This is a genomic window from Pediococcus siamensis, from assembly GCF_047220215.1.
Classification (GTDB): domain Bacteria; phylum Bacillota; class Bacilli; order Lactobacillales; family Lactobacillaceae; genus Pediococcus; species Pediococcus siamensis.
The window spans coordinates 535,696-550,342 of the sequence record NZ_CP178375.1 but is presented as its reverse complement, the minus strand read 5'-3'; the positions used below and the strand labels follow the sequence as shown (position 1 = coordinate 550,342).

Sequence of the window (14,647 nt, the reverse complement as noted above, 5' to 3'; positions counted from 1 at the left end):
AAACCCCTCCTAAAAATTTACAAATATCTTTATAGTAGATCAGTTGCATAAACCCTGTATTTATGTATAAAAACTAACCTACCTCACCCTGTAATGTATAACACTAGTTATTATTTGACAATACTATTTTATTTGCTTGATTTATCCTAATATAAGACATATTCCTTCTGCCAAACGCTTTCATAGATGTTTTCACGCGTGTTTGTTACACAATTGTAACATTAATAAAGTAGGTCAAATTTGCCCTTTTTGTTAACTTCATAATCATGGACTTGCACCAACTGTCCATTTTTGGTTTGATAACCACCCACTTCAAACACCTTTTGGTTGGAAACCCGGCTCATCTTGGTTTTGATAAAACGGTATTTTTCCACCTCTTTTTCTGTTCCCTGTTTGGCATAATAATTCTTGACAATCATTACCGCCTTTTTCCCGGTCATACCGGAAGTCGACTTTTTGACCACTTTTTGTTTCGTCTTTTTAATTGGCGCCGCAGAACTTTTCTTTTTACGATCAAAGAATTTATCCTTCACTTTTTGAAAAGTTTGACTTGTCCGCTCAATTAAATTAATCTGTCCTAAACTCTTATGCGGTGCAAAATAGCCATACCCTAAATCTCCCGCTAAAATTAAAACGAGGACAATTAAAATCAACCTTGTTCTCTTAATCACACGTTCCAAGCCATTAACCGTATGCCTTTCCACCCGTTGTCGAGCGTACTTAGAGTACGAAAAATAAAAAATAATCAGCACCACTAAAATTAAGATTCCAATCCCCCAGGCAACTAACTTGTAGTCCATCGCACCTGACCTCCCCTATAACGTTAATAAAATTCATTATATCAGTTATTATTTGATGTTAAACCGTTTTCTCAATGAAAATACACGCAAAATTTTCAAAAAAAATATGTACTTTCAGAAAATAGTGAAAGTACATACGTAATTAATTACTTAATCACAACCGACTGAATCGTCACATCCTGATTAGGTTTATCTTGAAAATCTCGAGCGACATTACTGATTTTTTCGACCACATCTAATCCTTTGATCACCTGGCCAAACACGGTATGACGATGGTCTAGCCAAGGAGTGCCGCCTTGTTTATAGGCTTCAATAATCTCCTTTGGATACCCAGCTTGACCCATACTTCCCAACATATCCTCTTGAATGTGCTCATTAGAAACTATGAAAAATTGGCTACCATTCGTGTTGGGGCCCGCATTGGCCATTGATAAAGCACCTTTGAGGTTGAAAACTTCATTTGAAAACTCATCTTCAAATTCATGGCCAAAGCTACTTTGACCACCGGCGCCTGTTCCCGTAGGATCTCCGCCTTGAATCATGAAATCTGGAATAACGCGATGGAAGATAATGCCATCATAGTAATTTTGGTTCGCAAGGGTAACAAAATTTTCAACCGTTTTAGGCGCCTGTTCCGGAAATAACTGGACTTCGATTTCACCGTAATTAGTCCGAATGGTTGCCTTAGGTCCGGTAACATTTGCCAAATCTAGTTGTGGATAACTCATATGCTTCTTCTCCTTTTTATTAATCTGCTGATAAAGCGTCAATGGTGTTCAATCGTGAAGCTCGTCGTGCTGGTAGTAACGCTGCAATGAAAGAAATCACGATGGCAATGATGATCGTTGCCGCAACATTTCCCCAGGTAATCTGCACCATATTGAACTTCACAATTTTATAAAGTACCTGATTTAACCAAATACTTGCGCCATAGGCAACTATTAGTGATAATGCTGCCGAGAATAACCCGATAAAGACCGATTCAGCCGTAAATAACCGCCGGATATCTTTACGTCGTTCTCCTAAAGCGCGTAAAATTCCAATTTCTTTGGTCCGTTCCGAGACCGACATGTACATCGTCACAATAATCATCAGGGCGGATACAATCAAAGAAATACCAGCAATTGATGCTAAGATGATGGACGCAACTGACACGTACTGGTTCACAGTGTCCAAAATATCGCCAACTGTGATGGCACCCATGACATACTTCCCATTTTCTTTGATGTTATTAACCTCTTTGGCCACTTTTTTTACGACCTCGGAGTTCTCTGCATTAACGGAAACAAAGTTTGCTTCGGTCGTGGCATCCGCATCTTTGAGCATTGCTCTCATGGTAGCGTAAGTGGTGGATGTAATGGCGCCAGCTTGGCCACCATTTGCAAATCCGACCACTTTCAAAGTAGCCGTGACTTGCACCGGATTATTATCGGCGTTGATCCAAGGAATAGTTAATTTTACGGATTTTCCTAACAGCTTTTTATACGTTTTGTCACTTGTTAAGGCAATCGCTTGTGATTTATCAATCACAATTTCATTTTTCCCTGGTTTATGCCCAGTTTTGACAGTGTCTTTTGCGTAAGCTTTCGTCCACGTTTGAAAGCCTGATCCAGATTGATTCTTTTGATTATAACGCAGATTACAAGTTTAATTCGAACACTTACTAAATAGTTCCCTGAATGTTTCAATGGCAGTTTTCCAGTTTAGAATTTTTAATGGTCGGTTGTTAATCAACTCCGTTGCTTCAATAATTGATTCTTCTGTGACTTTCGCGAAGTTTGTCTTTTTAGGAAAGAACCAACGAATTTTGCGATTGAAATATTCATTAGTTCCACGCTCCCACGGTGAATAAGGGTGACAAAAATATACCTCACGTTGATAGGTGTCTTCAATGAGTTGATAACCTGAGAATTCTTTACCATGATCAGCTGTAAATGATTTTACAGCTGGACCAAAGGTTCTGATGAAGGTTTCAATGGCGTTATTCATTGCATTCTGACTACGGTTTGGAATTTTAATCATCCAAACTAGACGACTCTTTCTTTCTACAAATGTTGCCAAACATGTCTTTGAACCACCTCGTGACGAAAGAACGGTATCCATTTCCCAGTGTCCAAATTCGGAGCGATCATTTATAGCTTGAGGACGATTTTCAATAGTTTTACCAACCTGAAAGCTTCCCCGACGCTCATCTTGATGTTTGTGACGTTGTCCTTTGTCGGGCAATTGTTCAGCCTTAAAGTTGATTTGGCCACTGTAAATCCAGTTATAGATTGAGCTAGTGCAAAGTCTAAGCTCATGTGCGACCTCATCAGGTGAATGTGTCAAACGTAAATGGTTCTCAATTAAGCGTTTCAGCATTGGAGTTAAAATTGATTTTCTTCCTGAATGATGTCGTTGTTGTTCGGCATCCGCCTGTGCCAATATAGGGTTATATGGCTGAACTCTCTTGAGTTCATAACTGATGGTGGATTTGGACACATTGAGTGCGGAAGCAATTTTGTTTTGAGAATAACCGATATTTAGCAAATGGTAGATGGCACCGCGATCGAATTGTGTTAAAGTAGAGAAGCTCATAGTAATGTATCTTCTTTCATGGTTTGGTTGTGGTGACTACCATTGTAGGACATTACTATGGGTCTTTGTTTACATTTTTTTAGGTGTTCGAATTAATTATATAATCTGCGATAACTTAAAGTAAAGGAACTAAACTGATACCCAGGTTCAACCTTATCCACATTTTTTAGCTGTTTCAAACGCGTCACTTGTGAATCCTTAATCAAGATTTTTGAAGGATCATTCGCATACTGACTGATCGATTGCTGTAACTTAGTCATACTGGATTTTTTTCCGCTTGGGTTACGTAAAACTGTCACTGCCTGCGGATTTACCATGGAAGTAATTTGATCCTGAATAAAGGCATTGACACCATTACCTAACCCGCTAAACAGCAAGACGGCAAATAACCCAATTGCGGTTCCGATCATAATTAGCGAGTTACGCCAAAAGTTAAACGACAAATGCTGAAAAGCATTCCGGTAACTGGATAACCGGGATAAAACTTTAGGTTTAAACGTTGCCTTATCCGCCTGTACCGGATAGGCTTCCTTAATCCGCTGATCGCCATCGATTTTACCATCAACCAAGTGGACAATGCGCGTACCATGGTCAGCAACTTCTTGCGAATGGGTTACCGCAATCACCAATTTACCTTGTGCCGCGATGTCACTTAGTAACTGCAGCACTTCGGCAGTATTTTTGGAATCTAACGCACCAGTAGGCTCATCAGCAATAATAATCTGCGGATCACTCGCAAGGGCCCGGGCAATTGCCACACGCTGTTTTTGGCCTCCTGAAAGCTGATTAGGATGTTTCTTAAGGTGCTCACCCAAACCAACTTGCTTGAGTAAATCCACAGCCCGTTTCTTACGTTCACTGCCGTTTAAGGTCGTCATGTTCAAAGAAACCAAAACATTATCCACAATGTTTAAATGACTGATTAAATTGTAGGATTGGTAGATATACCCGATGGTCCCCCGCCGGTAGTTATCTAACTGTTTTTCTTTTTTATGATCCAATTTTTGACCATTAAAAATAACTTGCCCGTCAAAGTTACGGTCGAGTCCGCCAATAATGTTCATCAGTGTGGATTTACCGCCACCGGATTCACCGAGAATTGACACAAATTCACCTAACTCAAAGTTTAAATTAATACCATTTAAAACAGGGAATTCTTCTTTACCGAGAAAATACGATTTATGAATATCGTGAAGCTCAAGAAATGCCCAGGTACGTTGCCCCTTTCTTTTACCGTTGTTAACTCATCAATAGTTTGTATCGAACGCTAGCTAACTATATAGAAATAAAGGCAGCGTGTCAATCAGAATGCTGACAAAAAACACACGGAAACGGATTCATTTTAGTTGCTCGTATCTCCAAAAATTCTTACACTTAAACTAAGAATTTTTTTCGAACTGGAGGCGACAAAAGTGGCTACTCATGCAATTTCTTTTCACGGTTATTTTAATCTCAATGGCTTACCACAATGGGTGACCATGTGCGGACAATCTCGGGCCAACCCGCTATTGCTTGTTATCCATGGCGGACCAGGGTCAACCTACTCCAAGTTTACATCAGCGACCTGCCAGTTTGCCACGCAATTTACCGTTGTTCATTGGGATCAGCGCGGTGCCGGCAAAACCTATCAAAAAAACAAGGTTGTGCCTCACCGATTACAAGACTTAGTCCAAGATGGCGTGCAATTAACTCGGCGATTAAAGCGGCAATTTCCAAACACCCCCATCATTTTGTGGGGCAGTTCAATCGGCAGTCTCACCGCTAATTTAATGGTCCAGCAAGCACCAAACTTGTTTGCACTTTATCTCGCCTCCGAACAAATGACGCCTACGACCCATCAGTTTGCCTTCAATCAGGCAATGGCGGATACCAAGCGATGGGGGATTGCCAAAAATTGGTTACAGCAATTACCATTTAACGCACACGACTGGACTGCCAAACAGCTAAATCAATTTAACATCTATTGTGGGCTGCAACGCACTGATGTGGCCAACATGGTATTTGATCTATTCTTAAAAACAATGGTGCAAGCACCTGATTATCGCATCCGCGATATAATCGCTTTTGCTTCGGGAATGATCGCCTCTTATCAAGCTTTACACCAAGAACTGGATCATTTCAATTACGAGCGTCTGTTTACCCAGCTTCCTATCCCTGTAATCATTTTTCAAGGGGCTCATGATCCGATTACGCCAACCGTTGCTATCAGACAATATTTTAACCAAATTCAAGCGCCCATGAAAAAGTTGATTATTGTACCGCAAACTGGCCATTTGTGTTTATTTGCAAATCCACAATTTTTCCTCAGCTATGCGGACCTTCTCAAATCATCACTCTCAAAAACACGGGCGCAAACGTGATTGTCCAGGTTTGTTGCTAAGTCAATTCATGCGTTAACGCAAAACACCAGGAACAACGCAGAACTATTGCTAGTTCGGTTATTGTTCCTGGTGTTCTTTGATGAATCGACTTTTTAATTGTTGCTTAGGCTTAAAACTGAACGCTCTTGCCATCACTATATTAGTGTTGACTGACAGTCGCAATTTTAGCAACTTTAACCTCCTGTTTAATGAGATCAGCTTTATAAAAAGTATCGGCGATGGCTTGCTGTTGTTTAACAATCTTAGTCGTCATTGCACCCATAGAATACGAACGTCGATTAACCATCTTCGTTACCACTTTTTTTGATAAATTGAGCGATTTCATCAGTATCTTCACGAGTTTTGTTTTGTGCGTGTTAGCCCAATCCATATCTTCGGAAAGGTATTTTGTCAGATAGCCGCTAACCGCGGTGTTCTTCTTCGCAAAACTGCTCATTGCAACAAGAAAATCACGATTATAACTGATGCCACCTGCACCAGTGGTCAAAACTTTGGCATTTTGTTGCACTTCCGCCTGTGCCATATAAGGATCCCACGTTGCCCAAGCATCGACTTTACCCTTCGCAAATGCCACACTAGCCGACGATTGATCCATATTTACCCATTTAATGTCGCTGGCAGAAAGACCCGCCTTCTTTAAGGCTGAGAGTAGTAAATACTGAGAACTCGTACCTTTTGTATAGGCAACCCGTTTGCCTTTCAGGTCCGCAACAGATTTAATACTTGAACTAGAAGAAACAAGAATTCCTGATCCGTTTGCTTTCGACGATCCGGCCGCAATATAAGTTAGCTTAACCCCAGACGCTTGTGCGGTAACGGGCGGCGTGTCCCCCAACCGGGCATAATTGATGCTGCCGCTCTTTAAAGCAGTCATCAAAGCCGTCCCGTCCTGAAATTCTTTAAATACTACTTGGTAACCCTTAGCTTTCATTTTTTTGGCGAGCACCCCGCGGGCTTTGGAAATATCGATCGGATCTCCTTTTTGATAGCCCACCACTATTTTTTTGAGTCCCGACTCACTTGCACTGGTCTGTTGATAGCCATAGGTGGCAATGCCAACAGTAAAGAAAAGAAGAAAAACTAATAGCCATTTTTTTATTTTTCTTTTCATTTATTTACCTCCAACCCCGGCAATTAGTAACTGTTCTCGTAACTTAGGCCGCACAACTTTACCTGTTGTATTCAACGGAAATTGGTCGACGAAAATAATTTTTGTAGGTCGTTCAAATCCGGCCAATCGGTGCTTAGTATAGAGCGTAATCTCTTCTCGAGCTAACCGGGCAGAATACTGAGACGCTTTTAAAATAACGACCGCCGTAACTTCTTCACCGTATAGGTCATCGGGCAGACCAATCACAGCTGCTTGGGCAATGAAAGGTAACTCATTCAAAACGTTCTCGACTTTGGCCGGTGCTACCTTTTCACCGCCGCGATTAATCATTTCTTTCTTCCGCCCCTTAACAAACAGATAACCATCTTCGTCTAAGTAGCCTAAATCACCCGTTAAGAACCACCCATCTTTGAAAGAATCTGGATGGGATTCCAAATAATCAGCAATGACATGGTCGCCACGAACGGCAATTTCCCCTACTACATTCGGTGCGGTCTGGGTTTGAGAATCAGTCATAATTTTTAATTCGGTAGCAAACGGTTTTCCTGCTGAGCCGACTTTGGGCGCTGTTAGCGGATTAATCGTGCATTGACTAGCTGTTTCGGTCATCCCGTAGCCTTCAAGAATTTGTGTATGAAATTGTTTCTGAAAATCTGTTAGTTTTTTCAAAGGCAACGCAAATGATGAACTACGTAAAAAACGCAAATGAATACGTTGTTTATATTCTTGGTACTGTGCCATTGCTTGACTATTCAGCATTAATATAGAAATAATTGTGGGCACCACAGATACCCAGGTCACTTTGCCTCCAGCAACTTGTTGCCAGAAATGACTGGCACTGAATTTCTTGGCAATGACCACCTTTCCACCGGCCAGCCGCATTTGCAGTAGCGACATAACCTGTGCATTGACATGAAACATTGGCATCAAAATTAAGGTTGTATCTTGCGCAGTCATCTGGTGACTATCCCGATCGTGGCGCGCACCGTTATATAGTAAACGGTGCGTTAAGCCGACACTTTTGGGCTTTCCGGTTGTCCCTGAGGTATGCAAAATCAAGGCCAGATCATCTTCTTCAATGACCTCACGTTTAGCAGTCTTGTGTGCCGCTTGGGCCCTTGGGTTCAACAGAAAAGTGATTTCTTCAATTGTATTGAGCGCAATATAATTTTTTTGCAAGTCTGTTTGCTGCGTTAACCAAGTTACCGCCTTTTCTTGCACAAAGATGGCTGCATAGTGATTCGTATTAATTTCGTTTTGTAATTCTGCTTGTGGCGTTGTGTTTGCAATCGGCATCGCAATCGCCCCTAATTCCCAAATCACCTGCATCAAAACGGGATAAAAAATTGAGTTATCGAGTGCAATCAAGACACGATCGCCTTTGCCAATGTGGTTATCCACCAAGCGCTGCTTCAGACGAGCAACATCTTCTTCAACTTGCCCACGATTTACCCAACGCCCCGTTTGCGCGTCTTGAAAGAGCGCTTTACTTGGATCGTGTGCCAATTCAGCAGTTAAAGCGGAAATTAATTTTGTCATAAAAATCAGATCCTTTTCATTTTGACTGGGTTGCATGTATAAATTTCTGTGGTAAATTTGCGGGTTTAGCATCCAAAACTCGTTTTTTCTTGCGGTTTGGTCGCCCAATTAAGATGCCAAACGGCACAACGCGATAACAAAAATAAGCAATTAGCACCGATCCTCCTAGGACGAATAAGTAGCCTATGGGCACGCCGATAAATAGCAGCCAGTTGGGAATATTGGTCAAACTAGCCAGAATTCGGTCTAAAAGTAAAATCGGAATGGTCTGAACCAGATAAATCCCAAACGATAGCTTAGAACTCGTGGCTACCAGTTTTTCTATCCACGGATTTAGACCATGTGTGCGTTGATAGGCGTACTTTTTCCCAAGGTAAAAGACAACCGCCACCATCATTAAAGCGTAGATCATAATATAAGGTTGCTGAACGGTTTGAATCCGGCTATACGGCAGCTTCAAGATGTTCATGTTGAACGCATAAAGGCCTACAGTTCCTATGCCCAATCCCGCAGCTATCCAAACAATTACTTTGCTGTGTGCCATAATAAACTGCGTCACTTGCCGGTAGTGAATGGCCGTGTAAGCACCGGCAAAAAAGTAGACCTGATACATCAAAATATTGAGTCCGTATGCCCGAAAAATATACAGCCATGAGCTTGTATCTAGATGCGGAACCCAGTATTTAACGGCCACTAATAACAGTAGCTGGGTAACAAAGCTGATTCCCATAATTACCCCGTGCGCATTCGGAAACTTTTTGAACAGCTTGATAATCAGGGGAAAAATCAAATAAAGCTGAAAAATCACAAAGACATAGTAGAGATAAAAATGGTTACCATGTAAAACACCATCCGTCCAAGCGGTCCAAAAACTCTGACCCGTCAGTACCGTACCTGAAATTACGGCCGTGGCAACCAATAAAATAGCATTCCAAGCTAAGTACGGGATTCCGGTGCTGAAATAGCGCTTCTGCCAAAACTTTTTCCACGAGGTATTGCGATCATAATAATTTAGAAACAGCACAAGTCCCGTCATAAACATAAATCCCATCCGTGTAAAGTGCAGGGACAGATGGGTCGCATGCAAGGCCGTCTTACTTAAGCCATCTGTCATCGCCATTGCAAAAGCCGTGGTCGTATGATTGAGCAAGACACCGAAAATAAAAATGACCCGCATTAAATCAACTTCATATAGGTAGGGTTTTCCATGACGCGTTTTTTTAGTTTCCATCACGAATCCCCTCCCCATCCATAATGTCATGCAGAACATGATCCGCCGCAATTCCCAAAGCCGCGGGATCATTTTTGGAACTGCCGCGTTCCTCAAAACGTTTGGTATGATCCCGAATCACCATAATGCGATCCGCCATGCGAACAGCTTCGTTCACATCATGTGTAACCAAAATTGTGGTTAAGCGTTGCTCACGACAAATCTTTAGAATTAAGTCTTGCATCTGGCGTCGCGTTAAAGCATCCAAGGCGCCTAAAGGCTCATCCAAAAGTAGCAACTGCGGGTGGGCCATTAAGGCACGTGCCAACGCCACCCGTTGTTTCTGACCGCCAGAAAGTTGACTAGGATACTGGTTAGCCAGCGCTTCTAAGCCGACCAAATTAAGAAGTCGATTAGCCTCTTCTTGCTGCTCTGGTTGGCGACTTTTGAAAGACACATTTTCCAAAATGGTCATCCACGGCAACAAGCGGTCATTTTGAAACATGACCCGAACAACTGGATGGGCATCCTGAAATTTAATGGTGCCCGAACTGGGTTGCTCTAGGCCCGCAATCAACCGCAGCAACGTACTTTTGCCACCGCCACTCATTCCAACAAAGGCCACAAATTCTTGGGCCTGAATTGAAAAGTTGACGTTGCGTAAAATGTTTTTAGTTCCGTAATCCTTAAAAATATCACTTAGTTCAACAAATGGTTCGGTCATTTTAGTGTCCTCCCTTCGCTTTTTGCCAGTCCAGCAGATAGCTTTCTAACCCTTTAGCAATCAAATCAGAAAGCTTGCCTAAGATAGCGTAAATCGCGATACACAGCAGCACGGTTTTCATATCCATGAATTCTTCCGCGTTGGTGGCCATATACCCAATCCCAGAATCAGCTGCGATCGTTTCCGCCACAATCAGTGTCGTCCACATGACCCCCAGGGCGTACCGGACACCCATTAAGATTGTCGGGAGTGCTCCCGGGACAACAATCTTTTGAAATAGTTGCCATTTTGACAAACCATAGGAATGTCCCATTTCAATTAATTCGGAATCTACCGAACGTATACCGTGCAACGTATTAATGTAAATGGGAAATAGCACTCCGACCGCAACCAGCGAAATTTTAGCCGCTTCACCAATTCCGATCAAAATAATGACCAAGGGAATCAAAGAAAGATGCGGGATATTTCGAAACATTTGAACCGTGCTATCCGTTAGGCGTCGTGAGGTTTTGGAAATGCCGTTCAAGATGCCAATCACAAAACCCAAACTACCACCGATGGCAAAGCCACTTAACGCGCGGAAAAGACTGATACTGATATTTTTCTGCAACTCACCTGATTGCACCAACGAAATCCCATCTTGAAAAATAGCAATGGGTGAAGGCAGCGTCGCACTTGAAAGCCAGCCTAGCCTACTTGCCAACTGCCAAACGAGAACCAATCCGATTGGGATCACCCACGGTAAAACCAGTTGCCAATGTATTTTTCTTTTTCCCCTAGCCACTAAAACAGGGGGTGTTTTTGAAAGACTTTCCATCTATCCATCAGCTTCTTTCTTTTTTCAACTCATTTTCAACGTTGCAATAAGCTTACTTGGACTTTGTGGCGTTTTTATGGTTGGAAAAGCTTTAAATCTATGAAAAAAGTTTGGCGTTTGAAATTAATTTTCATTTAATACTCGGATACAAAAAAAGAAGGAAATATCTTGTCACTGTTGAGGTTTGGAGCCTCAAAAATGACAAAATATTTCCTTCTTGCTTGTTCATACATATAAAATGAAAATTAAAATGTAAGAAAATGTTAAGCTTGTTTCTCTTTTGCGAGCCAATTCTGCACGGCAAGATGACTGGTTAAGGAAGTCTGCTGACGCTGCTTAAAATTAGTTGCCAGGGCCTTTTCAAAGTCACTCACAGCAACGACCGCCGGAAAACGTGCTTGTTTATTCAGCAAAACATACGTAAAAAAGGCATACGCCAGCAATTCATGTTTAGCATTGTAAACACGACCGAAAACTTCAGCCACACGTTCTTGGGTCCCGGAAACAAACGCCGTAACTGTCAGCATTTCGTTTAGTTGACCAGGACGAAGAAAACGAACTTTATCCACACTGCCGGTAACAAATCTATGGGCCGTTATTTTACGCACCGCATCTGCCAAATGGCGATCCAATTCAGCCAGTGTCTTGCCACCAAAGAGAATTCCTAAATCATTCAAATCCGCTGTCGTGACTTTAAATTGAGCCTCACTGCACGTTTCACTTGTTTGCAAAATTTTCACCTCGTTTTGATTAATGCGTCTTATTGTAGCGAACTCCCATTTAAAAGTCCATCAACAAAAAAAGATTGGTTCGTTCAACACTTCTCGCTGAACGAATCAATCTTTGCGGTTGTATCTAATCTTTAAATCGGTTAATTAAGTCAACAAACGTATCCATTGCACTCTGCAAGAACTTGATTGTGCCTTCGTTTGTGATCTTCAAGTTATCATCTAAGATGTTAGTCACATTACCTAAGTAAACTTCTGGTTGTTGCACAACCGGCATGTTCAAGAAAACCAAGGATTGACGTAGGTGGTGGTTAGCACCGAAGCCACTGATTGCACCTGGCGAAACACTCAAGATAATTGCTGGTTTTTTATCCCAAATACTGGCACCATAAGGCCGTGAACCGACATCAATTGCGTTCTTCAAAACACCTGGTACCGAACGGTTATATTCTGGTGTTGCAAAAATTACAGCATCGACCGTTTGCATTTCTTCACGGAATTTTTTCCAACTTTCTGGTGCCCGGTTTTCGTCATCCAAATCTTGGTTATACAGATCCAGATCACCGATATTAATTTCTTTTACTGTGTAATCCTCTGGTAACAAGTCTGCTGCCTGTTTAGCAACAGCCTTCGTAAATGAGCCTTTTCGTAAACTTCCGACGATTAATCCTACTGTTGTTGACATAAAAATACCTCTTTTCTTATTTACTATTAGTAAGTATAGCGACATTATTTTTAAAAAGCCAATATTTGTTCTCCTAAATTTTAAAAAAAGAAAGCAGGTCTATTTTTTCAAGGCTAAATGGCCGTCTTCAATCTGATAAATCTGATCGCTCCACTGCGTCATCCGTTCATCATGAGTGACCATGATAATCGCTTTATGTTGTTCATGGGCTTCTTTTGCCAAAATTTTTACAACCTCAAAGGCATGTTTAGAGTCCAAGCTTGCCGTAGGTTCATCCGCTAAAATCAAGCTGGGATCATTACAAAGGGCCCGTACAATGGCAACTCGTTGCTTTTCGCCTCCTGATAGCTCTTTTGGATATTTATGTTGCAGCTGATCAATATCCAACTCTTTTAAAAGGCGATCGGTTCGCTCTTGCAGAGAATGATGCGCCAACTTTTCAACTAACCGAAATTGCTCATGTACTTTTAAAAAAGGAACTAAATTCGAGCTCTGTAAAATAAAACCCAATTGGTCAAACCGAATTTGCGTCCGTTGGCGTTCATTCAGGTCACTGATGTCGGTTCCGTTAATCCAGATTTTACCGGCCGTTGGGCGTTGTAGGCCCCCAGCAATCGTTAAAAAAGTACTTTTTCCAGATCCTGAAGGTCCAATGACGCTCACAAAACTGTCTTTTGCAATGGAAAAGTTCACATCAGTCAACGCATCTACTTCAGTATGCCCAGTACCAAACCGTTTTTGAATATTTGTCATTTTTAAAACAGCTGTCATACTATTCGCCCCCAATTGCTTTAATGGGATCTACTTTGGTTACCGTACGAACCGAGAATAGGCCACCCAAAATAGAAACTAAAATTAAAATACCGCCGTCGATAAGCCATTGCACCCCATCTAACGAAAATGGCATGGCCGCTGGTAAAATCAAGCTCGTCAAGTAACTCAAGCAAAATGCCAGTGCAACCCCAATCACACCAACCATAAGTGCCTGACTCACCACCGAAACAACTAAATAGGCGGTTTTAATTCCTTGTGCTTTTAAGACACCAAACAGCGCCGTTTTCTGTAAAGTCATGACATATAAGAAAATACCTACAATAGCAGCCACGACCACGAACAAAAAATCGATCATGGTATTTAAAGTGATTTTTTCTGCTGAAAAACCTGGCAAATTTTGAATAAGCGTTGCACTGCTCATCTTAGTAACTTTCGTGTCAGCAGCCGTAGTGGTGATTCTTACCTTTTTTGGTGTTTTAGTTTTCACCGCAATTAAATTAATTGGTTTTTCTCGATCTGATTGGAAAGGCTGCCCGCCATATTTTAACTTCGTAAACGCATTTAGGTTCGCATAGGCTACCGGTGCAACCGCATACGTTGTGGCTTTAGTGATTCCCACAATCTTGAACTTATGATGCAAACTACCCAGCCGAACTTCATCCCCAAGCCGATAGTGGTTTTCTTCACTCAAATTTTTAGAAACGATAATTTCATGCGCATTTCGGTAGCGCCGTCCTGAAATGACTTTGGGCACTACAAATGCTGTGGCTTTGGCGCCAAAAACGGTCATATTCGTTCGTTTATGACTGCCTTGCTTTTGAATAGCCGACGAAAAAATACCCACAGCCGCTTTTTTCGCACCGCCAGCATGGACACGAGCTAGATCTGCTTGCTTCAAGATGGAGGCACTAGCCACCTTATTACTGTCCGCGGATAAAACGACTGTTTGAGAATGCCAATCGGCAATTGCTTTTTTATGTCCATTCGCCAACCCACTTGCCAACCCAGATAGCATGAACACCACATAGGCAACCAAAACCATAATTCCGATAATTAGAATAAAACGTAACTTTGCGTACCGCATTTCTTTATACGCCAAAAACATGAGCAGGTCCCCTTCCATTATTCCTACAGTTTCACTATAAGCTAGAAGTCTCATGTTGTCATTCAATTTAACGATTTTTATAATCGAAACAAGCGTAATTTTCATAAGATTGCTAAGCAGAATTCCATCATCATTTGCTTACGTTGCGTTATGCAGACCATATTTGTCTATCAATTCCATAAACGTTCACTATTTA

13 protein-coding genes and 2 pseudogenes are annotated in these 14,647 nt (G+C 41.7%); 1 reads left to right on the top strand and 14 read right to left on the bottom strand.

All coding sequences use genetic code 11. The annotated features are described in order from the left end of the window. Positions 1-221: 221 nt before the first annotated feature. The 5 genes and pseudogenes from ACLJJ6_RS02620 to ACLJJ6_RS02600 all read right to left on the bottom strand — a co-directional run. On the bottom strand, positions 222-800 hold the full coding sequence (locus ACLJJ6_RS02620; protein WP_412989902.1) for a hypothetical protein: 579 nt from the start codon (positions 798-800) through the stop codon (positions 222-224). 146 nt (positions 801-946) lie between these two features. Next, positions 947-1,528 (bottom strand): peptidylprolyl isomerase, encoded by a 582-nt coding sequence (locus ACLJJ6_RS02615; RefSeq protein ID WP_412989901.1) that lies wholly within the window; start codon positions 1,526-1,528, stop codon positions 947-949. Between the two features lie 19 nt (positions 1,529-1,547). After that, positions 1,548-2,438: pseudogene (locus tag ACLJJ6_RS02610) on the bottom strand (ABC transporter permease); the annotation flags it as partial. 9 nt (positions 2,439-2,447) lie between these two features. After that, a complete protein-coding gene (locus ACLJJ6_RS02605) occupies positions 2,448-3,377 on the bottom strand; it encodes an IS30 family transposase (protein ID WP_412988322.1) in 930 nt (309 codons plus the stop codon). A gap of 110 nt (positions 3,378-3,487) precedes the next feature. Continuing rightward, positions 3,488-4,564, bottom strand: a pseudogene (locus tag ACLJJ6_RS02600) (ATP-binding cassette domain-containing protein); the annotation flags it as partial. Positions 4,565-4,789: 225 nt separating this feature from the next. Here ACLJJ6_RS02600 and ACLJJ6_RS02595 point away from each other — a divergent pair. Continuing rightward, positions 4,790-5,737 (top strand): alpha/beta fold hydrolase, encoded by a 948-nt coding sequence (locus tag ACLJJ6_RS02595; RefSeq protein WP_412989900.1) that lies wholly within the window; start codon positions 4,790-4,792, stop codon positions 5,735-5,737. A 160-nt stretch (positions 5,738-5,897) separates the two neighbouring features. On the opposite strand, the gene ACLJJ6_RS02590 is transcribed toward ACLJJ6_RS02595, so the two are convergent. The 9 genes from ACLJJ6_RS02590 to ACLJJ6_RS02550 all read right to left on the bottom strand — a co-directional run bounded on the left by ACLJJ6_RS02590 (position 5,898) and on the right by ACLJJ6_RS02550 (position 14,451). After that, the gene (locus ACLJJ6_RS02590; RefSeq protein ID WP_412989899.1) at positions 5,898-6,869 is read right to left on the bottom strand and encodes an aliphatic sulfonate ABC transporter substrate-binding protein; all 972 of its coding nucleotides are present in this window, start codon (positions 6,867-6,869) and stop codon (positions 5,898-5,900) included. Next, positions 6,870-8,408, bottom strand: coding sequence for an AMP-binding protein (locus ACLJJ6_RS02585; RefSeq protein WP_412989898.1), 1,539 nt, complete (start codon positions 8,406-8,408; stop codon positions 6,870-6,872). Positions 8,409-8,424: 16 nt separating this feature from the next. Continuing rightward, positions 8,425-9,639: an acyltransferase gene (locus tag ACLJJ6_RS02580; RefSeq protein ID WP_412990415.1), complete on the bottom strand. Its 1,215-nt coding sequence runs from the start codon at positions 9,637-9,639 to the stop codon at positions 8,425-8,427. Then, positions 9,629-10,342, bottom strand: a complete 714-nt coding sequence (locus tag ACLJJ6_RS02575; protein WP_412989897.1) for an ABC transporter ATP-binding protein — start codon at positions 10,340-10,342, stop codon at positions 9,629-9,631. The genes ACLJJ6_RS02580 and ACLJJ6_RS02575 overlap by 11 nt, the downstream gene beginning before the upstream one ends. A 1-nt stretch (position 10,343) precedes the next feature. Beyond that, entirely contained in the window at positions 10,344-11,159 is an 816-nt protein-coding gene (locus ACLJJ6_RS02570) for an ABC transporter permease subunit (RefSeq protein ID WP_412989896.1), read from the bottom strand. 263 nt (positions 11,160-11,422) lie between these two features. Next, positions 11,423-11,890: a hotdog domain-containing protein gene (locus ACLJJ6_RS02565; protein WP_412989895.1), complete on the bottom strand. Its 468-nt coding sequence runs from the start codon at positions 11,888-11,890 to the stop codon at positions 11,423-11,425. A 124-nt stretch (positions 11,891-12,014) separates the two neighbouring features. Next, entirely contained in the window at positions 12,015-12,572 is a 558-nt protein-coding gene (locus ACLJJ6_RS02560) for an NADPH-dependent FMN reductase (protein WP_412989894.1), read from the bottom strand. Positions 12,573-12,671: 99 nt separating this feature from the next. Further along, positions 12,672-13,343: an ABC transporter ATP-binding protein gene (locus tag ACLJJ6_RS02555; protein WP_412989893.1), complete on the bottom strand. Its 672-nt coding sequence runs from the start codon at positions 13,341-13,343 to the stop codon at positions 12,672-12,674. 1 nt (position 13,344) lies between these two features. Next, positions 13,345-14,451: an ABC transporter permease gene (locus ACLJJ6_RS02550; protein WP_412989892.1), complete on the bottom strand. Its 1,107-nt coding sequence runs from the start codon at positions 14,449-14,451 to the stop codon at positions 13,345-13,347. Positions 14,452-14,647 lie beyond the last annotated feature (196 nt).